The sequence below is a fragment of the Streptomyces sp. NPDC051776 genome, from assembly GCF_040681345.1.
Classification (GTDB): Bacteria; Actinomycetota; Actinomycetes; order Streptomycetales; family Streptomycetaceae; genus Streptomyces.
The window spans coordinates 1-21449 of record NZ_JBFAYQ010000066.1 but is presented as its reverse complement, the minus strand read 5'-3'; the positions used below and the strand labels follow the sequence as shown (position 1 = coordinate 21449).

At 67.6% G+C, this 21449-nt stretch carries 15 protein-coding genes and 4 pseudogenes; 15 read left to right on the top strand and 4 right to left on the bottom strand.

The window, feature by feature from the left end:
- Positions 1-72: 72 nt before the first annotated feature.
- Together AB0M26_RS29240 and AB0M26_RS29235 are read right to left on the bottom strand one after the other, a co-directional pair.
- A complete protein-coding gene (locus tag AB0M26_RS29240; RefSeq protein ID WP_365265635.1) occupies positions 73-837 on the bottom strand; it encodes a restriction endonuclease in 765 nt (254 codons plus the stop codon).
- The gene (locus AB0M26_RS29235) at positions 837-1853 is read right to left on the bottom strand and encodes a restriction endonuclease (protein WP_365265633.1); all 1017 of its coding nucleotides are present in this window, start codon (positions 1851-1853) and stop codon (positions 837-839) included. The genes AB0M26_RS29240 and AB0M26_RS29235 overlap by 1 nt, the downstream gene beginning before the upstream one ends.
- A gap of 494 nt (positions 1854-2347) precedes the next feature.
- On the opposite strand from AB0M26_RS29235, the gene AB0M26_RS29230 reads away from it, so the two are divergent.
- The 11 genes and pseudogenes from AB0M26_RS29230 to AB0M26_RS29180 form a co-directional block, all read left to right on the top strand.
- On the top strand, positions 2348-3022 hold the full coding sequence (locus AB0M26_RS29230) for a hypothetical protein (protein ID WP_365265631.1): 675 nt from the start codon (positions 2348-2350) through the stop codon (positions 3020-3022).
- A complete protein-coding gene (locus tag AB0M26_RS29225; protein WP_365265629.1) occupies positions 3019-3285 on the top strand; it encodes a hypothetical protein in 267 nt (88 codons plus the stop codon). Before AB0M26_RS29230 ends, AB0M26_RS29225 begins: the two co-directional genes overlap by 4 nt.
- A 44-nt stretch (positions 3286-3329) precedes the next feature.
- The gene (locus AB0M26_RS29220) at positions 3330-5105 is read left to right on the top strand and encodes a hypothetical protein (protein ID WP_365265627.1); all 1776 of its coding nucleotides are present in this window, start codon (positions 3330-3332) and stop codon (positions 5103-5105) included.
- 45 nt (positions 5106-5150) lie between these two features.
- A complete protein-coding gene (locus AB0M26_RS29215; protein WP_365265625.1) occupies positions 5151-5747 on the top strand; it encodes a hypothetical protein in 597 nt (198 codons plus the stop codon).
- On the top strand, positions 5660-7195 hold the full coding sequence (locus AB0M26_RS29210; RefSeq protein WP_365265623.1) for a hypothetical protein: 1536 nt from the start codon (positions 5660-5662) through the stop codon (positions 7193-7195). Before AB0M26_RS29215 ends, AB0M26_RS29210 begins: the two co-directional genes overlap by 88 nt.
- Positions 7196-8496: 1301 nt before the next feature.
- Positions 8497-8994 (top strand): hypothetical protein, encoded by a 498-nt coding sequence (locus AB0M26_RS29205; protein WP_365265621.1) that lies wholly within the window; start codon positions 8497-8499, stop codon positions 8992-8994.
- A 197-nt stretch (positions 8995-9191) separates the two neighbouring features.
- Positions 9192-11636 (top strand): hypothetical protein, encoded by a 2445-nt coding sequence (locus tag AB0M26_RS29200; protein WP_365265619.1) that lies wholly within the window; start codon positions 9192-9194, stop codon positions 11634-11636.
- Positions 11637-12087: 451 nt separating this feature from the next.
- A pseudogene (locus AB0M26_RS29195) lies at positions 12088-12353 on the top strand (helix-turn-helix transcriptional regulator).
- Between the two features lie 157 nt (positions 12354-12510).
- Positions 12511-13380, top strand: a complete 870-nt coding sequence (locus AB0M26_RS29190; RefSeq protein ID WP_365265617.1) for a DUF6083 domain-containing protein — start codon at positions 12511-12513, stop codon at positions 13378-13380.
- Positions 13381-13465: 85 nt separating this feature from the next.
- A complete protein-coding gene (locus AB0M26_RS29185; RefSeq protein ID WP_365265615.1) occupies positions 13466-14938 on the top strand; it encodes a UvrD-helicase domain-containing protein in 1473 nt (490 codons plus the stop codon).
- A 157-nt stretch (positions 14939-15095) separates the two neighbouring features.
- Positions 15096-15812: pseudogene (locus tag AB0M26_RS29180) on the top strand (IS256 family transposase); the annotation flags it as partial.
- 17 nt (positions 15813-15829) lie between these two features.
- On the opposite strand, the gene AB0M26_RS29175 reads toward AB0M26_RS29180, so the two are convergent.
- Positions 15830-16681, bottom strand: coding sequence for a hypothetical protein (locus AB0M26_RS29175; protein WP_365265613.1), 852 nt, complete (start codon positions 16679-16681; stop codon positions 15830-15832).
- A gap of 117 nt (positions 16682-16798) precedes the next feature.
- On the opposite strand from AB0M26_RS29175, the pseudogene AB0M26_RS29170 reads away from it, so the two are divergent.
- The 4 genes and pseudogenes from AB0M26_RS29170 to AB0M26_RS29155 form a co-directional block, all read left to right on the top strand.
- Positions 16799-18958 (top strand): annotated as a pseudogene (locus AB0M26_RS29170) (DUF4158 domain-containing protein); the annotation flags it as partial.
- A 103-nt stretch (positions 18959-19061) separates the two neighbouring features.
- Positions 19062-19403: a transposase family protein gene (locus tag AB0M26_RS29165; RefSeq protein ID WP_365265611.1), complete on the top strand. Its 342-nt coding sequence runs from the start codon at positions 19062-19064 to the stop codon at positions 19401-19403.
- 152 nt (positions 19404-19555) lie between these two features.
- Positions 19556-20386 carry an ISAs1 family transposase gene (locus AB0M26_RS29160; protein WP_365265609.1) on the top strand — a complete coding sequence of 277 codons (831 nt, stop codon included), beginning with the start codon at positions 19556-19558 and terminating at the stop codon, positions 20384-20386.
- 34 nt (positions 20387-20420) lie between these two features.
- Positions 20421-21017, top strand: coding sequence for a hypothetical protein (locus AB0M26_RS29155; protein ID WP_365265607.1), 597 nt, complete (start codon positions 20421-20423; stop codon positions 21015-21017).
- Positions 21018-21150: 133 nt separating this feature from the next.
- Here AB0M26_RS29155 and AB0M26_RS29150 read toward each other — a convergent pair.
- Positions 21151-21449: pseudogene (locus AB0M26_RS29150) on the bottom strand (steroid 3-ketoacyl-CoA thiolase); the annotation flags it as partial.

The following is a 21449-nucleotide window of genomic DNA, read 5'->3' as shown; positions in this document are numbered from 1 at the left end:
AAGTTGCACCTGCGTCATGCATGACGATCTACAGGAACCCGCCCCGCTGCGGGAGCGGAGCCCACAGATTGATCACAACTGGATACGCCCCCTAGGGCGACGGTGCTTGCACTGAAAAACGATCTTGCATCCGTCCGGGGTGCTGGCAATGACGTCAGCCCCCAGGTCGCGAGCACCGCCGTGGCGCTGACTCACAGTGTGTCCGTCTCGCTGGACCAGGTCGGCGACGGCCTGCTCGAACTCCAGAGGCGCCATGCCGTCGAACTGCTCGAGGTCGATACTGGCCGAGGTCGCGGCGAATGCCCGGAATTCAGCGTCCTTGAGGGCCAGGTCGTGCATCTCATCCCGGTACTGCCACAGGATGTCGATCAGGCGCCCCCACATGGCGTCCAGCGCCCGCATTTGGGGGCCAATGGCCTCCAGTCCGGACTCTGCCGGATCGGCCGCGGGCCGGTAGCGGTGGTTGAGGTCTTTCGTCGTGGCTTCACGGAGCGAGTGCCAGAGGCCCCCAGCCTCGTCTCTGATCCTCTCGGCCTCCACGGCTTCAGTGCGCAGGTCGCGTTGGAGCCGGTAGTTGGCTTGCCTGTACTCGAAGCACAAGTGGGAGTCGTCGTCCCCGACCAGCTTCTCAGCGTGGGACTCCTCGCGACGTAGAACAAAGAGCAGGTCGTCGAAGTCTCGGTAGAGCGACAACGCGACGCGACCCTCCAGGAAGTGCAGGAGCGACGCCAGCAGGTCGTCATCCGTCGCGGCACTGACCTTCTCCTGCACAGCCGCGGTCATCTCCCCGTCGCGATGCACCGGCAGCGCCACTCCGGTCTTCCAGTTGAGGTGCATCACGCAACGGCCCCCTCGTGGTGGTCCCCGACACAATCCAGCGGTCCCTCCCACTCAGCCCACCGCTGCAGTTCGCTGCGGTCCCACAGACACATGTCGTGTTCCTCGGCATAGCGGCGCGCCGGCGCGGAGAAGCTGCCGTTGGTCACCACGACAAGGTCGTCGAATCGAAGGCGCTCGGCGGCAAGACGGACGGTGTGCAGATCCGGGGCGCCGAGTGCATCAGCGGGCTCCGGCCTCCACCCGCGCGGGCCAGATACACGGTGGGCACTGAAAAGGAGGCTGTGCCCCCTGGAGCACGTGGCCGACACGAGGCCGTCCACGCCCGCACCCTCCGGGCGAGCTGTCTCGAATCCATCACGCCGCAGCAACGCCTCCACCAGGCTGACGAACTCCCGCGGGCGCATCCCGTCGATGTCGTGCAAGAACACAGCGGAGCCGCTGGCAGCGCTCCGCCGCCGAGAGTGCTCGTGCAAGGCGAGTTCCTTCAGCTCCTCGCGGTCCTGCGCGATCAAGGCCGTCAAGCGCGCTCTGGCCTCAGCCAGTTGCTGTCGCAGAGGAACCAGCGCGTCGAGCAGAGTCACCCCTGACGAACCAGGGACCGGTACCTTCATCGGCAGCTTGCCCAGCTGGCGACTCAACTGGTCGAGCACCTCGTCGCATTCCCGTTCCGCTTCTTTGGCCTCGCCCAGTTCACGGTTCAGCTTGGCCGCAAGCGTTGAACTTGCCGAGTGGCAGGCTCTGGATATCTGGTCGCGTGGATCTGGTTCCCACGAACGAGGGTGGGCCGTCGAAGCCTGCCGATAGTCGGCGTTCTCATACTCCCGGTCCAGGACGTCGATATGTTCCTTCCAGGCTTGGAGGATCTCGTGAGCGATCCGGCATTCGCTCACCCACAAGAAGGCACGCAGGGCGTCATCGCGGTTGGCCTTTCCGATCAGCCAGCCGATCTCCCGCCGAAGATCCCGGTCAACGAAGCGGGTCGGTGTAACCCGCGCAGCTCTATCTATGATCACCGCGCGAGGGTACCTACCCCCTCTGACGTGGCGTCTTCATGCCTCCCTGTTCCGGAGCGCTACCGTCCGCGCCCCGGGTGAGATCTGAACCGTCCCGTGAATCGCATGGCCTCGACTCGGCCGGGCAACTCGATGGGGTGGAGGTATGCATCAGGGGGTCCCTCATCTCTGGCATGGGCTCGTAACGTTCCACGCCGTACGCTGCACCCGCCGTGATCGGCATGCGCGGGGCAGGAGTTGGTGTCGGTGCCTTCCAGCGCCGATCCGCGGGGCCCGGCGGGGAGACCAGCAGCCCACTCCGGGTTACTCACGGTGTCTCCTGGCCGGGCCGCTGCACTGAGGGAGGGATTTCGGTCCTCGGCCCTACCAGGTGGCGTTTCGGCTGACCACCGGCGACCCCGAGCCGAACAGGCCCTCGGGAGCGCCATCTACCCGACTCGAGCGCCGGTGCAGGGGCATTGATCAACCACATTCCGAGTCATTACGGTGTGTGAGTGGATGATGACGAGGGGGATCGCTTCTCCGATGCCATTCGGCTGCTGCTGCTCATCGCGGCGGTGTCCGAACCGTTGAACGAAGCAGAGCAGCAAGCCGCACCGAAGGATGCGGTGGCTGTACTGCGCGCCGAAGGCCGACTGCAGAAGCTGGACTTCTGGCTGCGCAACCCGGACTACCTGGCCGATGAGCTTCTCAACGACTACGAGCGCGAGAAGGAAGCCGTCAACCTGGAGCTGGCCGGCAGCATCCTGGATTCTGATGAGCCGGAGATCTGCGCCATCCCCATGCTGCGCTACCTGTTCGGGGCCTTCGAGTACATCGACCAGGCGATGAGCATCCTGGCCGCCCCGCGGCTGGTGGTGGTCGTGGCGCGGCGCACCGCCAAGCGGGTGCTCCAGGACAACTACTACCTCACAGCCAAGGGACGCGAGGTCGCCGAACGGGCTACGGAACAGTTCCCGGTCCTGGCCTGGTACACCGAACGCGCCCGCCTCGTCCGGGCGCTCGCCGAGGCCACCGGGCACTCCGCCCTGGCGCTGCGTAAACGGCAGTACCTGCAGCGCGACTACGCCCAGACCCCGCTGAACGAGGTCATCCCGTCGATTGCCGACCGGGCCCGCGCACGCCTGGCCCGGTTACGCGCCGAAGCAGAGCAAGGGGACGCCGCGTGACCACAGAGCCTTTGCCGGTCCCGTCCGACGCTGAGCTGTATGAACAGATCGCCGCCCGCGTGCGGTCGGCTGACGCGGAGGGGGTCCGTGAGGCTCTGTCTGCCCATGGCATCCGGCTCACCAGCCCGCTACCCGCCCGACGGCAGCTGGTCGTGCACCGCCTTTACTGCGAGGGCAGCAAGACCGGCACGGACGGCAACGACGGCACCTTCACCGTCGACATGACGCTGGGGCCGGCCCGTGGGCGATCGCCAGCACCCTGAACAACGTCGGAAAGTCGAGCCTTCTGTGGGCGCTGAGCTACGCCTTGCGCGGTGATGGTTTCGAAGCTTTCAAACGCCCCGAAACGGTGGGCTGGTTCTCCTACGTCCGCGCGGACATCGAGGTCGCCGGCGTCGCCGCGTCTATCCGCCTGACCTTCGCCAAACCCGACCGCCCCAGTTGTCGGCTCCTGAGCGCCGATACCCTCGAGCACCTCGCAGCCCTCGACGGCGCCCAGGAGGCCGGTCCCGGCGTACGTGTGGCGGCGGCCGCGGAGCCCGACGGTGTCAAAGAGCTCATCGACCGCTTCATGCTGGACCGCCTGGGTCTGCGACCGCTGTCCCTGTGGGCGGCCGAGGCCGGCGCTCCGAAGGATGCCGACGGTATGCGCGACAGCGCGGAGCAGGTGCACGGCTGGGCCAGCTACTTCTACGCGATTGCCCTGAACTCGGGCAACTCGAGTGTTCTGCTGGGCCCGACGGCGTACAACCAGCTCCCCGTGAAGCTGATGCAGCTCTTCCTCGACGTCCCCTACGCGTCCGAGCTGACCCAGATCAATACGGCCCGCAAGAAGGACACCCAGGAGAGCAACCGTGTTCAGCGCCGGGCGCGAGAGGATGCCCAGGCCCGCGAGCGGCAGACCGAGCCGCTGCGCCAGGCGCTCAGGGCTGCCGAGGAGAAGGTTGCGGCCCTGGAAGCAGGTCAGCCCGACGTGACGGGCCTGCTCGCCGAGGTCGACGCCGCCGCACGCCGGCTCGCGCACGACCAGGCAGCTCTCCAGGAGGCCGAGGAAGGCCTCGCTCTGGCGCGCAAGGCGCGCCTGAAGGACGAGAGAGCCGTCCGCCGGGCCCAGCAAAGCAATGCGGCCCGAGCTCTGTTGGGAGCGCTTGAGCCGGAGTCATGCCCGCGCTGTGACCACGAGATCGACGATGCCCGGCATGCCGCAGAGGAGAGCGACCACCGGTGCTCGGTGTGCGCGAGCCCTCTGCCGGAGGCGCAGGACGACCCAGAGGAGCGGGCCGCGCTGCTCAGCAGGCTGGAGGATCGGGTGAACGCCTCCCGTTCAGCTGAAGAGACAGCCGGGCAGGCAGTCGAGAGGACCACCACCGCCTGCGACAACAGTCGTGCCGCGTACGACCTGGCGAACGCCCGCCTCACCTCGGCACGCGCTGGCAGCTGGTACACGCGCCTCGATTCCGCCCGGGAGGACGTCTACCAGCTGCGCGGCGCACTGGCAGTCGCCACCGGAAACGGGACGGGACTGCCGGAAGTGGTCGGTGACTACGTCACCGCAACGACGAGCCCGTCGGACACCGAGGACTACTTCGTCGAAGGCGAGGACATCCTTGACGCAGCCGCCGGGGTGTTGTCGAAGGTGGTCGCCGACCACAGCAAGGCCCTGTTCGCCGACCTGAACGATGAGATCGTCAACATCGCGCACGACCTGGGTGTAGCGAACCTGACCAGTGTCGACCTGAGCCTGAACGGAAACCTCAACGCCCGCAAGACAGGCGCCAAACACCCATTCAAGGCCTTCAGCCCCACCGACCGCCTGCGCATGCGCATCGCAGCCATCATCGGCATGATCAAAGTCGGCCGCAAACGCGGAATCATGTCCCACCCCGGCCTGCTGCTCATCGACGCGCCCACAGCCGAAGAGCTCTCCCACGACAACGCGCGCCAGGCCATCAAGACCCTGTACGACACCGCGGCAGACGACCCCGGCATCCAGATCGTGATCACATCGATCGACGACGCTGTCTGGGAGATCTTCCCCGATGACCGCACCGTGACCGGCCCAGACAAACGACAGCTCTTCTAGGCCAGCCCACCAGCGGCATCCAGCGACGATAGGGGAGGAGGCGCCGTGCACGACATCGACGAACGCCTGGCCCAGTGGGCAGCGCACGCCTCCCGCCCCCAACTGCGAGCCGGCCCCACAGTGGAGGACCTCGGAGGCCTCGACGCCGTCCTCGGCGCCGCGGACCACCTCGCCCAAGGCCCTTTCCTCCACCACCTCATCCAGGCGACCGCACACCACCTCGACACCTGCGGCACCGAAGCATGCAAGCCGCTGTACGACGCCGTCCTCAACGGCCTTCGGACCAACAACAACCACGCCGCCTTCGCCAGCGCCACCGACACCCTCGCCGGCCGCCCGGCCCTGGCGCGTGAACTCGGCACGCCCCTGACCCGCGTGCTACTCGCCCGCCTCCAGCAAGCCCAGGACGCCGACGACGACCCTGCCCCGGCCTCATCGGGGTGGAAGCCGCCGACTGTCTCGTCCAACTCACCCTGGCCGGCGTCACCAAGGCCGCCCGTCTCCTCGGCGCCCTGGACGAAGCAACCGAGGACCCAGCCGCCCTTCCCGAAGCAATGGCCACCCGCCTGCCCCGTCTCCTCGGCGTCCTCGACGCCCACCACCCTGGTGCCGGCCTCCGCGAAGCCCTCGAACGCTGCCTGATGCTCGACCGCACCTGCCGGGACGCCGCATTCGAACTCGCCCTCGGCGACCTGCGCCAGGCCCTGGAACAGGACCAACACGCGCCCATGGCCGAACAACTCCACAAGACCCAGGACCGGCTGACCGAACTGATCACCCTCGCCCCCGACCGCCTGGACGCCCAGCTCTACCACGCCGCCATCGAAGCCGTCCTCGGCCTGTCCGCCCCCGACGCCCCCGCACGCGTCCACACCGCGGCATCCACCCTGCGCGACACCCTCCATCTCTACCGGGACTATCGCTACCGCACCCACACCCCGGCCTGGGCACGACCACGCCAGAACGACGTCATCGCCTGGTCAGAACTCACCGTCATGCTCGACGGCGCAGCCGCACACCTCGCACACGATGACCCCTGGTACGAAGGCGGCCACGGCATCCTCACCGCGCTGCTCCGGGCGTACACCGCGCACAACACGATCGCCGTACTCACCGACACCCCCGCGGCTGCCGCCGTGGAGACCCTGGTGGCCCCCGTCATCGAGGACGCCTTCCTCCAGCACGAGCACCGTCAGCGCCTCCTCCAGCACGCCTTGGCCCACGACGAAGAACTCCGCGACGATCCCGCGGCCCAGCAACTCCAGGCCGCCCTCCTCCACCGCACCAAGACCCGCGAGAACTCCACCGATCAAGCGAGTGATCCGGGAAAAGCGCGACGCTGGCAGCGGCTGGCACACCAAATCAAGGACGACTTCGCTGCGTTCGTTGACCAAACGCCCGAGCACGTCCTCGACCGCCTGGAACTGGGCCTGCGCACCCACGACGACGCCCTCGCGGCCATCGCCGACCCCAAGTACGCCCGCCTCCAGGCCAGGCTCCTCAACCAGCTGAAAAACTCCCGCGACTGGCTCCCCGGAATCGCCGACGAGTTCACCACTCTCCTCGAAACCACGATCCGCTACGCCTACCTCTGCTACGACATCGGGCGGAAGATGGGCGGCTCCTACACCGAACACCTTCGCAAGCGAGATAAAGACGGCAAGAAGCAAAAAGTAGACGAAGCTCTATTCCACCAGCACTACCGAGAAGTTCTACAGTTCTCAGCACTCTTCAGCGTCATCAACTCAGAAGTCATCGACAAGGCAGGCGGAAGAACCGACATACTCATCTCCTTCGGCGCCGTCCAATTCAACGTCGAATGCAAAATCGAGGAAGACAACGCCAGCGAAACCGCACTACGCCAATACGTCGCCCAAGCCGCCGAATACCAAAACACCAACGCCGGCTTCGCCATCCTGCTCGCCCTGGACAAAACCGTCGACGCCGAAGGCGCCGCCAACCTCTTCGACAGTATCTGGATCGAACCCGTCCAAGGTCCCGGCGAAACCGAACCATGCCTTGTCGTCATCATCCGCATCCCCGGAGGACGCGAAAACCCCAACCAGCTGCGCCCGCCCCCCGCTTCGTAGCGGCTGCCGTACCGGGCGACAGCACCGCCACGGTGGTGGCACTGTCAGCGGTGGCCCCGGGGACGCGGGCGGGGCCGCGGCGCACCCGCCAACTGCGAACTGGTCGTTGGTTGGAGGGTGGAGAGTGAGTCGATGGAGTGGCGGACGGAAGCGCGGATCACCCCGAGCAGCTGCTCGCCGGGCAGCGCGTCGCGCTGTCGGCTGGTCAACAGCTCGCTCGCCCTGGCCCCGTTGGAAACCCAGAAAGCCAGGAGCGCTCGATCCCGGTTGTGACGCAGCGGCGAACAGCTCATTGAAGCGATCATCGGGAATCCGTCGGGGTAAGCGATGTGGCACCGGGGGGCGATACCGCCCGCCCGTTGAGAGCCGGGAAAACCTGCCGGCCGCCACCGGCAGAAGCCGCCGCTCCCGTGCCGCAGGGAACGGATTTATGATCGGGCCGGTGCCTTCCTCCAAGTGGAAGGCGTAGAAGGACCGCAGCACGGTCTCGCAGTGAGCCCGCGTCGACACCGAGTACAGGCTGCCGGGCGAGGCCCGCCCGGTCACCGGATTCGGCACGCTCGTCGCTGACCGCACCGATCGGACGGGCTGGCTCTCGCCGGAGGCCCGGCGGCGCCAGTGCACTCGCACCGGCTTCGGCGCGATCTGCATCCAGCGCGCGAAGTCCCTCGCGTCCACGCGGGTTGCCCGGTTCCAGGCGATCCCCCAACCGGACAGGAACCGCCACCACCGCAACAGGTCCATCCCATACGAGCGGATCGTTGCCGGAGGGCGTGCACAGGCCCGCAGCTCTGCGAAGAACGCCATCACGGGGACAACCACGATGCCCTGTGAGTCGAGCAGTACGTAGGGGCGGGCGGGGTCACCCGTCTCCGCAAGCGCACCAGTCTCCGGCAGCACGAAGCTCGCCAGATCCCGGGCGGAATCACCGGTCTCAAGCACAGCCGGAAGCTAGCAGATACAGGCTCTGACCTGCGAATATACGTCCTGTAGTTCAGTCAACGGTACAGGCCAAATGAGACAACACCTCTCCAAATTGATCTTGGCACGACAGACCCTTTCACCTGGATTGCCATGCTATGGCGACGCCCCGCATGCTGCGCCCGAGAGCGCATTTGCCAGCCGCCTGGGCGAGCGCGCCCCGCTGTGACCGTTCGCGATAGGCGGAGACTGTTCGCGAGGTGGCGGAGGCCGCCGAGTCAATCACCTGAGCTACGCCGTACCAGGGTGAACAGCGAGACCTCATGACCTCATGCGCTGCGCCTCTTGCCGTGGCGAACTTCGCGGGGTTGTATCCGGACATGCCCCGCACACCGTCCACCGGCGCCGACGCCCAGATCATCGCCAGGATGGCCGCCCGTGGAGTGAAGGTGTCGGTGTACCAGCTCGAACGCTGGCGCGCCGCGGGCCTGTTGCCCCGCAACTCGCGCCGCTCGCTGGGGCGTGGCCGTGGCACGACCGCAGACCTGAAACCCGAAGTCATCCGCACCGCAGAGACGTTGGCCCGCTCCGCCCAGCAGGGACGCAAGTACGTGCCCACCGACCTCCTTCAAGCCGTGCAGGCCGGGGACCCGGCCGCGGTGCGCGCCGCCGTCATCGAGGGACTGACCAGCTTCGCCACCCGAGCAGGCGCCGCACTCAGCACTGACAGCGGCCGCGGTGACGACGGTGTCGACGACCGGCTCGATGCCGCCGCCCGCCTGTCCCGAGCGCATCGGCACTACGGAGGCATTCACAGCGTTCTGTGGGACACCGGGCGCTGTCGCTCCCGATCGACAACCGGTGTCAGCACTCACTGATAAAGCCAGTGCACGTTCACTTGCACGCCGACACCCACAAAGGCTTCGCAACACTTCCCTGGGCGCACCCCGAGAGAAAAGGCCTGGGCCGTCAGGGTGAGGGACCATTAGGGACCATGTCCGAGAAGACCGGAACGACGTTCAGCATGAAAGGGGGCGTGACGGCTTACCCGGCTAGTGACAGAAGGAGAACGGGGATGCGGCTACACAAGATCGCGACCGCCACCATGCTGGTCCTGGCGGTCAGCGGAGGGACAGCAGCAGCAGGAACCGGAACGGCCCTCGCCGACACCGGCTCCACCCACGGGAAGACGAAGGCAAAGACGCGGGCGGAGGGAGGGTCCTCCACCGGAGAGGCCCTTTTCCAGCAGAACACCGCACAATCCTCCCGCCAGAACAACAACTGCAACAACCCCAACACCGGGGTGGACGCCGGAGATGAGGTCACGCTCACCAATGCCCGCGTAACGGGCCGGTGCGTGACCACCGACGGCTCCCTGACCGCGTTCTCCCACATCCACAACGGCCCCGCAGAAGCCGAAGGCGGCTCCTCGACCGCAAGCATTGCCCAGCAGAACACCGCCCAACGCGGCTGGCAGAACAACAACTGCAACAACCCCAACGACTCGGACATCACCGTGGACAGCAGCCGGGTAGAGGGACACTGCACCGACCAGGACCACTCCTTCAGCAAGCACATCCTCATCGAGGGTGGCGGCGCCCGAGCCGACGGCGGCTCCAGTACGGGCGGCAATGTGTGGCAGCAGAACATCGCCCAAGAAGGGCGGCAGAACAACAACTGCAACAGCCCCAATGACGCGTTCCTCACGGTGGAGGCGGGGGGCCTGGTGGAAGGCCGTTGCGGGAACAAGGACGCCTCGTTCAGCAAGCACACCCGTATCAGGGGCGGCGGCGCCCGAGCTGAAGGCGGTACCTCGACCGCAGGCCTGGATCAGCAGAACATCGCGCAAGAAGGCCGGCAGAACAACAACTGCAACAGCCTCAACTTCTCGATCGGCACGAACGTCACCGGTGGCCAGGAGAGGAGCCGTTGCGGGAACAAGGACCGCTCCTTCAGCAAGCACACCTGGGTCAAGAGCGCTGGCGCCGAAGCCACCGGCGGCGCGGTAGGCTCCGCCGAGCAGCAGAACAACGCCCAGGAAGGTCGGCAGAACAACACCTGCAACAATCCCAACCGCCCTCGTATTGATTTGGTGCCTGGCCGCGAGACGAGCCGTTGCGGGAACAAGGACGCCTCCTTCAACAAACACACTCGCATCAAGAGCGGCGGCGCCCGGGCAGAAGGGGGTTCAGCGTCCGCTGATGCACCGGTCGCTGATCATCAGAACGTCGCGCAGGAAGGCCGGCAGAACAACACTTGCGCCCACACCAACTTGTTCTCTCCGACCTTGACCGCTGGTGGCGAGGCGACGAGCCATTGCGGGAACAAGGACGTCTCCATCAGCAAGCACACGTGGGTCAAGGGCGACGGCGCCCGAGCCGAAGGCGGCAGCGCTACGGCCGGCCGCGTGGTCCAGCAGAACTTTGCCCAAGAAGGGCTGCAGAACAACACCTGCGCCAACCCCAATTCCGCGGGCCTCGATGTGACAGGGGGCCGGGAGACGAGCCGTTGCGGGAACAAGGACGCCTCCTTCAGCAAGCACACCCTCATCAAAGGCGGCGGCGCCCGAGCCGAAGGCGGCAGCGCTACCGCAGGCCTGGAGCAGCAGAACACCGCTCAAGAAGGCCGGCAGAACAACAACTGCGCCAACCCCAACTTCCCTTCTACGACCCTGGACCCCGGCCGTGAGACCAGCCATTGCGGGAACAAGGACGCCTCCTTCAGCAAGCACACCCTCATCAAAGGTGGCGGCGCCCGAGCCGAAGGCGGCAGCGCAGGCGAAGATGTGATCCAACAGAACATCGCCCAGGAAGGCCGGCAGAACAACAACTGCAACAACAGCAACGAGCGTATTGGCGGACTTACCGTGACCGGGGGCCGGTTCGAGGGCCGTTGCGGGAACAAGGACGCCTCCTTCAGCAAGCACACGTGGGTCAAGGGCGGCGGCGCCCGAGCCGAAGGCGGCAGCGCTACTGGCGATGTAAGCCAGCAGAACATCGCCCAGGAAGGACCGCAGAACAACAGCTGCAACAACCGCAACAGCGACGCGCAACTCACCGTGACAGGAGGCCGGGTCAGAACGCGTTGCGGGAACAAGGACTTCTCCTTCAACCACAAAACCTTCATCAAGGGCGGCGGCGCCCACGCCGAAGGAGGCTCCACCACAGGTGGCAACCTGAACCAGCAGAACATCGCTCAGGAAGGCCGGCAGAACAACGCCTGCGCCAACCCCAACTTCCCGCTCACGGATATCGACTTGACCGGCAGCCGGTCGAACGTGGGCTGTAAGACCGTGGACGGCTCCGCCAACCTCCACACAGCCGACATCGGCGGCGGAGCCAAGGCCGAAGGCGGCTCCAGCACGGCCGCCCTCTTCCAGCAGAACACCGCGCAAGAAGGCCGCCAGAGCAACAACTGCGCCAACCCCAACAACCTCACCATCACCACCTCCAACAGCCGCACACAGGCCAAGTGCACCGCCGTAGACCGCTCCACCAACATCGCCACGGAATACCGGTAACCGGCCCGCACGCGGTGTAGATCTCCGGCCAGCCCAGCCACCACGGCACCGGCCAGGCCTGCACCCACTCGAGGGCCCTTGAGCGTGCCCCATCCAGCCCAGGCGGTCGCATGCCGGGGCCCTATCGCGAGCTGCTGCCCGCGCCGTCAGGAAGGCCCCCGCACCGGACGTCAACTGCGTCAGGCGCGGGGGCCCTTGTCTTCACTTGCCGATCAGCGTAAGGCCCCGATCGTGCTCGACCCCGGACAGTGCAGCCCACCGCCCAAACCCGCGGAGCCGACCTCGTGAAGCTGACCCAGTCCGCGACCATCACTGGGTCACGCGGGGCGGCAAAACGGAGCAGGAGACGTGAGTCTTCCTCGCCTCTGCCCTGCCGTAGGGCCGCTCGCCTGCACAAATAGGGCAGAGGTCTGCACTGACAGGGCAGGTGTCTGCACCGTCGGATGGTGCCGTGACGATCTTCCCGCCCGACCCGGACCTCGACGCGCTACGCCTTGAGCTGGCGCGCCTGCGGGCCGAGCGGGGGGATGGACCTACGACGAGCTCGCCGACCGCACCGGCCTGGCCAGGCGCACTCTCATCGAGATCGAACAAGGCCGCACCATCGGCACTCTGAAGACCTGGCACGCTCTGGCTCACGCCCTGAACACCCCGCTCGACGAACTCTTCGGCGCCCTGTGCCAGGGCCATGAGCCACCCGAAAAGCCCGTCACCTGACCGCCTCCGGCAACGGATCCAGGGACCACCCGAACCGGTACCAGGCGCGAATATGTGAACGACTGGTCGCATGCACGTCCCGCACGGTTGGGCCGTTCGCGGGACACCACGGCACCGACGCACCCTCAGCGGCGCGCCGCCTGGCACGTTCACCGCCATGTGCCCCACCCACTCTTCACCGAGTCACCGCTGGGACGGCAGCCTGGCCACCGGCCGGCGCCGACGAGCCCTGCGCGTCTCCACCTGTACCAGCCCACTCCTGCGCGCCGGCCAGACCGCCCGCTGCCGGGACTGCGGCAACCTCCTCGAGTGGTACCACCGCACCGACCACCGGCCCGTTCCCCTGCACCCGCGCGAACTGCCCACCTCAGCAGTCCCCGCGAACTGCCGATGGCACATCAGCTCCGGCATCGCCCACCCCGCAGACGACGGCACCGCCTGGTGCCGCCTGACCCACCACCTGCTCTGCCCCGCCCGCGACACCCCCCGCCCCTGCACGCCGCTCCTGGCCGAGGTGCGCCGCGGCCTCGCCATGAACACCCGTCGCCTCCTGAACGCCGGAACCTTCACCCCACCCACCGCCCCAGCCGACATCCACCCCACCGCCACGTGCCGCCCCAAGCGACCGGTCGTGCAACTCCTCTACGTGCGCTACCTCGCCGCGCGCCCGATCGAGGACATCCAATGCATCGCCCAGACCCGCCGACGCGGCCGCTGCACCAACCCCCTCCTCACTACCGACGCCCCAACCGGAACGTGGACCCTGCAGCCAGCCACAGCGTCACGCGGCCAACTCGCCCTACCCGCAACCACCATGGCCGTCTACGACATCAGCCACCTGCCCTACACCGAGCAGATCCGCTGGCGCTCCCAACACTGCGCCCAACACCCCACCACCCACGCTCCAGACATCGCCGTCACCGAGTGGGAGCCCTTCGACCCACTCATCCACCACCAGCACATCCACCCCCGCCTGCCGAACCTCGCACCCCACTCCCGGGCCAAGGCGCCCTCCGCCCGCACCTGACCACCCTGCGCCCCCGCCGGCGGCCGCCGCTCCGGCAACGCAGCCCTGCCGGACCACGCGCTGCAAACCCACCCGGAGCCACCCCTTGCTCAAGACCACCGACGAACAGGCAGCCGCTGCCGATGCCTTCAACCAAGGCGACCACCTCGTGCTCCAAGCCGGAGCCGGCACCGGAAAGACCACCACCCTGGCTCTGCTCGCCACCGGAACCCGCCGCCGCGGCCGCTACCTCGCCTTCAACAAAGCCATCGCACAAGAAGCCACCCGCCGCTTCCCACGCACCGTCATCTGCAAAACCCCGCACGCCCTGGCCTTCGCCGCCCTCGGCCACCGCTACGCCGCCCGCCTCAACGGCCCCCGCCGACCCGCCTGGCGAAGCGGCCAGGACCTCGGCATCAGCAAACCCGTCCGCATCGGCGACCGCGACGTAACCCCCCTCGTCCTCTCCCACACCACGCTGCGCACCGTGACGCGCTACTGCCACACAGCCGAACCTGCCCTCACCCGCCACCACCTCCCACACCTGCGCGGCCTCGAAGCCCCAGAACTTCACACTCAACTCGCCCAGGCTGTCCTGCCCTTCGCCTCCAAAGCATGGACCGACCTGCAACATCCCGAGAACGGCGTGGTCCGCTTCGACCACGACCACTACCTGAAGATGTGGGCTCTGACCGAGCCCAGGATCGACGCCGACTTCCTCCTTCTGGACGAAGCCCAGGACACCAACCCCGTCCTCGAGCAGGTCTTCAACAACCAGCGCGACCACGCCCAGTTGGTGATGGTCGGAGACTCGGCCCAGGCAATCTACGGCTGGCGAGGCGCCAAAGACGTGATGACCGGCTTCAAAGGCACCGCCCTCACCCTTTCCAAATCCTTCCGCTTCGGCCCCGACCTCGCCGCAGAGGCCAACCGCTGGCTGGCCATCGCAGACGCTCCCATCCGCCTGAACGGCACCGACACCATTCCCACCGAACTCACCACCGTCGACCACCCCGACGCGGTGCTGTGCCGCTCCAACGTCGGCGCCATCGCCGAGGTCATCCGACTCCTTGAAGCCAACCAGCAAGTAGCACTGGTCGGAGGAGGGGAGAGCCTTCGAGCCCTGGCACTCGCCGCCCGCGACCTCAAGGAAGGACGACGCACCTCCCACCCCGAACTGGTCCTCTTCCGCACCTGGAGCGAACTGCAGGACTACGCCGAGCACGACCCTGCCGGGGGAGACCTCCAGCCCCTGGTCGACCTGATCGACCACCACGGACCCGACGCCATCCCGGCCGCAGTCGATCAACTCTCCCAGGAACACGATGCCGACGTGATGGTCTCCACCGCCCACAAAGCCAAAGGCCGGGAATGGTCAGCGGTGAGGATCGGGGACGACTTCCTCCCGCCCAAGGACAGCGACCAACTCGATGAGACCGGTCAACCGGTGCCGGGACCGATCGACGACGCCGAAGCCCGCCTCGCCTACGTCGCCGTCACCCGCGCCCGCCACCGACTCGACCTCGGCGGCCTCTCCTGGATCCACGACCACCCCAATGCGACTCCTCTCTCTAGATGAGGGGGAACCGCACCACGGCCAATGCGCAGGGTTACGACGTCCTGATCCGAAGCGGCCCCTGGCGAATCTCGTCCTGCGCCCAGTCCGCCAAGAGGGACTGTAAGAAATTCGGTGTAACTCCCGATCATGGAAGAGTGCACCTGTGACCAGCGAGAACATAGCGACGCCGTCGGAGAGCGAGGCCGCTTCGTCAGCGGTGGACGACCGGTTCGTTGAGGAGCTTGTCTCCCGGGCCCAGGCCGAGGGGCTGCAGCTGACCGGGGAGGGCGGGCTGCTGCAGCAGCTGACGAAGCGGCTGCTGGAGTCCGCCCTCGAGGGCGAGATGGCCGACCACCTGGGCTATGACCGGCATGATCCGGTGGGGAAGAACGGCGGCAACTCACGCAACGGCAAGCGGTCCAAGACCGTTCTGACCGACGTCGGCCCAGTCAGCGTTGAGGTGCCCCGAGACCGGGACGGCGCCTTCGAGCCGCAGATCGTGAAGAAGCACCAGCGCCGGCTCACTGGCGTCGACGAAATGGTCCTGTCCCTGTCCGCGAAGGGCTTCACCCACGGGGAGATCTCCTCCCACTTGGCCGAGGTCTATGGGGCTGAGGTGTCCAAGCAGACCATCTCCACCATCACGGACGCGGTCATGGAGGGCATGGGCGAGTGGCAGGCCCGTCCGCTGGACCGTGTCCACCCGGTCCTCTTCATCGACTGTGTGAACGTGAAGATCCGCGACGGCCAGGTGGCCAACCGCCCCATCTACATGGCGCTTGCGGTCACCGCCGAAGGGCACCGGGACATCCTGGGGCTATGGACCGGCGGCGAGGGCGGCGAAGGCGCCAAGCACTGGCTGCGGGTCCTGACCGAACTGAAGAACCGCGGCGTCGAAGCAATGCCACGGAGTTAAGCGTCCGCTGCGGCCGTCAAACTGGTCGTCTTCCACTCGTCGGCGAGCGTGTAGGTCCCATAGGCGATCTTCTTCAGGAGGCCCTCGGCCGCCCACTGACTCATCTGGGTCGCGAAGCTTGCCGCGCTGTGAATCCCCAGAGCGATGGTGACTTCCCGGGGACGCCAGGCGCGTTCGGGATCGGCCGCCATCAGATGGAACACTCTGTTCCTGTTGCCCGAACCCATCCGCCTGAAGCCGGTGACCGCCTTGCGCTGGTCTTCCCGGCGATCGTGCACGGAGCTGGGCGGCGCTGCGGGGGCCGGTCGGAGAGTTACCGTCAAGCCGGTGATTGTTGTGCTCTGGCGTGGTCTGGGCTCGGTGGGCCGGACGGGGTAACGCGTGCGTCCGGACTTCACCGAGCGGGCACTGGTGCGCGGGCGTCGTGGTGGCAGCAGGGTCTCCAGCACAGCTGTTCCGATGCGACCGACCAAGGGGTCCTGTGCGGTCGTGGCACCGTTCATGCTGATGAGAATGACCTGGTCACGTGCCGCTTCCAGAGCCACGGTGAAGCTGGCGCGGTCTGCGTCGATGCCCGGTCGGGACTCCACCGCATCGACCATGGCCATCCGCAAGAGCTGATAGACGAGCAGCTGAGCCCACAGCTCCTGTTCCAGACCGGCAGGGTCCTGCGAGCGGAGTACGAACCCCTGCTGCAAGGTGTGACGCAGGGCGTAGTAGGCCGACTCGGCTTCCCACCGCTCGTGGTAGAGCCGCACCAGTGTCTCGGCGGGGTCCCTGCGGTGATCCAGCAGCGTGGTGGCAATCCGGTACTGCTCATGGAGCGTCGTGCCGTCCGCGGTGACCATCGTGACCGCCGAGTCGATGACGCGTACCTTCAGCGTCCCCAGCCGCGTGAGATACGAGCCGTCCGGCAGCGCCGCCAAGACGGCCGGGCGGCGGCGGGCGGTCACTCGGACCACGAGTACGGGAAGTTCGCCGAGGAGCCGACCCGCCCCGAGCTGGAGCGGTTCTTCTTCCTGGACGACGTCGACCGCGATCTGATCGCGCGGCGCCGCTCAGCGCACCACCAACTCGGCTTCGCCCTTCAGATGTGCACGGTGCGCTACATCGGCCGGTTCCTCCCGGACGATCCGCTCGATGCGCCGTGGCAGGTGGTCGAGCATCTCGCCGCGCAGCTCGGCATTGAGGACGCGTCGTTGGTGAAGCGGTACACCGAGCGGCCCAAGACGGCGTACGAGCACGCGTGGGAGATCCGGGACGCCTACGAGTACCGCGAGTACGAGGACGCGGAGTGGTCGCGGCGGTTCCGGACGTTCCTGCACGGCGGGCGTGGACGCACGCCGAGGGGCCGGTGGCGCTGTTCAACCAGGCGGTGGGCTGGCTGCGCCGTCACCGGGTGCTGCTGCCCGGGGTGAGTGTGCTGGCGCGGCAGGTGTCGGAGGCCCGGAAGGTCGCGGAGAAGCGGCTGCACGCCACGGTCGCGGGCGCGGCCCGTCGCGCCGACCCGGCGTTGCCCGGGGATCTGGTGGCGACGTTGAAGACGCCGGAGGCGGCGCGGTTCTCGGAGCTGGAGCGGCTGCGCCGGCCGCCGACGCGGACGACGGGGACGGCGTTCGCCCGGGCGTTGGAGCGGGTGGACGAGATCGGCGCGTACCGGCTCGGGCGGCTGAGGCTGTCGCAAATCCCGCCGAACCGGATGGCCGCTTTGGCGCGGTACGCGCTGGGGTCGAAGGCGCCGTTGCTGGAGCGGGCGGCGGAGCCGAAGCGCACGGCGATGCTGACCGCGGTGATGCGGCACCTGGAGGCGAAGGCGATCGATGAGACCCTGGACCTGTTCCAGGTCCTGATGGCCGCCCGGCTGCTGAACACCGCGAAGCGCAAGACGGAGAAGGAGCGCCTGTCGACGCTGCCGCAGTTGGAGAAGGCGTCCCGGCTCATCGCCCGCGCGTGGACGGTGCTGGTCGAGGAGCTGGAGTTGGTCGAGGAGCACGGCGCGGACCTGGACGTGGGCGCGCTGTGGGCGGCGTTGGAGGAAGTCGGCCCGCGGGTGGCGGTGACGACCGCCGCGGCGACCGTGGTGACGCTGGTGCCCGAGGACGAGAACACGGCCGATGTCGCGATGCGGGCCGCGCTGGCGACCCGGTACGCCACGGTCCGCCCGTTCCTCGCGCTGCTGGGCGAGTCGAAGGCCCTGGACGCGGCGAGCGCGGGCAAGCGGGTCCTGGCCGGGGTGCGGGGTCTTCCGGCGCTGGCGCGGCGGAAGGTGGGCATCAAGCCGCTGCTGCCGCGCGAGGTGGACGACCAGCTGGTGCCGCCGGTGTGGCGCAAGACTGTGTACGCCAACCCGGACCTGCCGCAGGGATCGGTCGACCGGGACGCGTACGTGGTGTGCGTGCTGGAGCAGCTGCACCGGGCGTTGAACAACCGCGACGTGTTCGCCTCGCCCTCGCACCGCTGGTCCAACCCGCGGGCCCGCCTGCTGGAGGGCCCGGACTGGGACGCGGTCGAGGAGGACGTCCTGGCGGCCCTGAGCCTGGACATGCCCGTCACCGAGCACCTGGCGGAGCTGGTGCGCGGCCTGGACGCCGGATGGAAGCAGCTCGCCGAACGCCTCGCGGAGGCCGGGCCGGCGGCGAAGGTGTCCATCGAGGTCCAGGACGACGGGCGGGTGAAGCTGAACGTCGACAAACTCGGCGCGCTCGGCGAGCCCAAGTCGCTGACCTGGCTGCGCCGGCGGGTCGAGAAGATGCTCCCGAAGATCGACCTGCCAGACTTTTCGTTTCGAGGTGAACGCCTGGACCGGGTTCCTCGACGCCTTCGTCCACCTCGGCGACCGCACGACCCGGATGAAGGACCTGCCCACCTCCATGGTCGCGCTGCTCGTCTCCGAGGCGTGCAACATCGGCCTGATTCCGGTCGTGAACCCCGGCTACGAGGCCCTGACCCGGGCCCGGCGCGTGCACGTCGACCAGTACTACCTGCGCGCCGACACCATCACCGCGGCGAACGCCGCTCTCATCGCCGCCCATGCCGATATCCCAATCGTGAAGTTCTGGGGTGACGGGCTGCTCGCCTCCGTGGACGGGCTGCGCTTCCAGGTACCGGTGCGCACCATCAACGCCGGCGGGTCCCGGATACAGGGCGAGCACGGCACGTGTGGATCATGGAGTTCTCTACGCTGCCACGATCTGCAAGGGTGCCGTGCTCGTCGCTTCATCTTCCCCCATGTCCGTTGCGTGCCCGGACGCGCCCGGTCTGGCCGCGTCGCCCGCCTGCGCGGACCTGGTCGTTCCCGAGGGGCTGCTGCAGGTCCTGGCACAGGTGCCGGACCCGCGTGATCCGCGCGGAGTGCGCTATCAACTGGCCACTCTGCTGGCGATCGGGGTCTGCGCAATGACCACGGTGGGCCACAACTCCCTTGTCTCGGTGGGCGAGTGGGTCCGCCGCTGCGATCAGCAGACCCTGGCCGACCTCGGATGTCCCTACGATCCACTGGCCGGGCGGATTCGCTGCCCCGACGAGAAGACCCTGCGCGACGCCTACGCCAAGGTCAGTCCCGGCGACTGACCCGGGCCGGCTATCAGCGCCTGGCCGCCCTGGCCGAGACGGCAGCCGCCGGTGAAGCGAGCGCGCTGACACCCCAGGGCCTGCCCGAACGAGAACAGCGCCGGGCCCAGCGTGCCGCCCGTCTCGACCCGCCGCCACCACACAGGCGAGCCGTGTTCGCCGCCGACGGCAAATGCCTGCGCGGCGCCAAGCGCCCCGACGGCTCCCAGCTCTACATCTTCTCCGCGGTCCGCCACCATGACGCGCTGACCGTGGCCGCCCGCGAGGTCGGGGCCAAGACCAACGAAATTCCCGAGTTCCAGCCGCTGATGGAACAGATCGAAGACAAGAACCTCGACAACGCCGTGGTCACCCTCGACGCTCTGCACGCTCAGCGCGAGCACGCCCACTACCTGGTCGAGGAACGCGGCGCCCACTACCTGCTCAGTGTCAAGGGCAACCAGAAGAACCTCGCCCGCCAGCTCAAATCCCTTCCCTGGAAACAGATCCCGGTCCTGCACCGAACCTCCGAGCGAGGTCACGGCCGGGAGGAGATCCGTGAACTGCAAGTCGCCAGCGTCAACGGGCTTCTGTTCCCCCACGCCCGCCAGGTCGTACGCATCCGCCGCCGAAGCCGCCCGCTCGGGGAGAAGAAGTGGACCCAGGAGATCGTCTACGCGGTCACCGACCTGACCGCTGAACAGGCCACCCCCGCCGAGATCGCCGCCTGGGCCAGCGGCCACTGGACCATCGAGAATGCCGTCCACTGGATCCGCGACGTCGTCTTCGGCGAGGACGCCCGCACGATCGGCACCCGCAACACCCCCGCCGTCATGGCCACCCTGGGCGACATCGTCCGTGGCACGCTGCGGGCCGTCGGCTGGGCCAACACCGCCAGCGCCAGACGCGCCCACACCACCCCCCGCCACCATCCTCAAGCTCCACGGCATCACATGACCAACCGGACAATCCCGGAATACTCTGGGCTGTGTCCAGAGCCCTGACGTGGGAGTCCGCCGACAAGGAAAAATGAGCGCCGTGAACGACACAGTCGCGGTGGCCCTGATCACGTCCCTGTCCACGCTGAGCGCTGCGGGATTGGCCGGTGTCGCTTCGGCATGGGTGGTCGGCCGGCAGCTAAGACACCAGAGCGTCCTGGCCCGTGAGGAACGAGCCGAGCGGCGAGCGATCGACCATCGGGAGATACGCCGTGAGGCGTATGAGAAGTTCTTGTCCCAGGCTGACGCGGCCTACCGTGTCCTGGACGACGGATGGTTCGCACTGCCGTTCAGGGAACTGCGCCGCTGGGAAGCGGGATTCGCTGCGCGCAGGGCGCTGGATGAAGCGTACATCCGGGTTCGGCTGGTAGGGCCAGACGACGTCGCGGAGCGGGGAGCTGAAGTTCTCCGCAGCATAGGTGACGAGTTTCGGCTGCATGCACGCATCGTGAACGACAGCCCAGACACGGCTGGCAGCGCCGCCGAGCTCGAACCCCCAGCTCGCTCAGCAGCGCTCCGTGCACGGGTCGCCAGCACCACGGAGTTCGTTACCGTGGCCCGGCGAGCGCTGGGAAGCCAGTTGTTGGCCATACCGCAGACGGGCCCCGACTCAACGGAGCAGGACGAACTTGTTTGACTCCTGCCGACTGCCTCGGACCACGGCATTACGTGATCAAACCAGATATTCCCGGAACTCTCCGGGGCCCTGGTCCCCGGGAGCCTGGTTTCCGGGGTATTTGGTCCAGCCCACCACAGAGGCCCCCAGGCACTCAGCAGCACGGCACGGATGCTGGTGTCAGCCGCTGAATGATCGTCCCCGTCGCCAGCGCGCCACCCGCACACATGGTAACGAGCGCAAACTCCTTGTCCGCCCGCTCGAGTTCGTGCAGCGCCGTGGTGATCAGCCGGGCGCCCGTCGCGCCCACGGGGTGGCCGAGCGCGATGGCCCCGCCGTTCACATTGACCTTCTCCAAGTCCTGGTCGAAGACCTGCGCCCACGACAGCACGACCGACGCGAACGCCTCGTTGATCTCGACGAGATCGATGTCCGCGAGCGTCATCCCCGCCT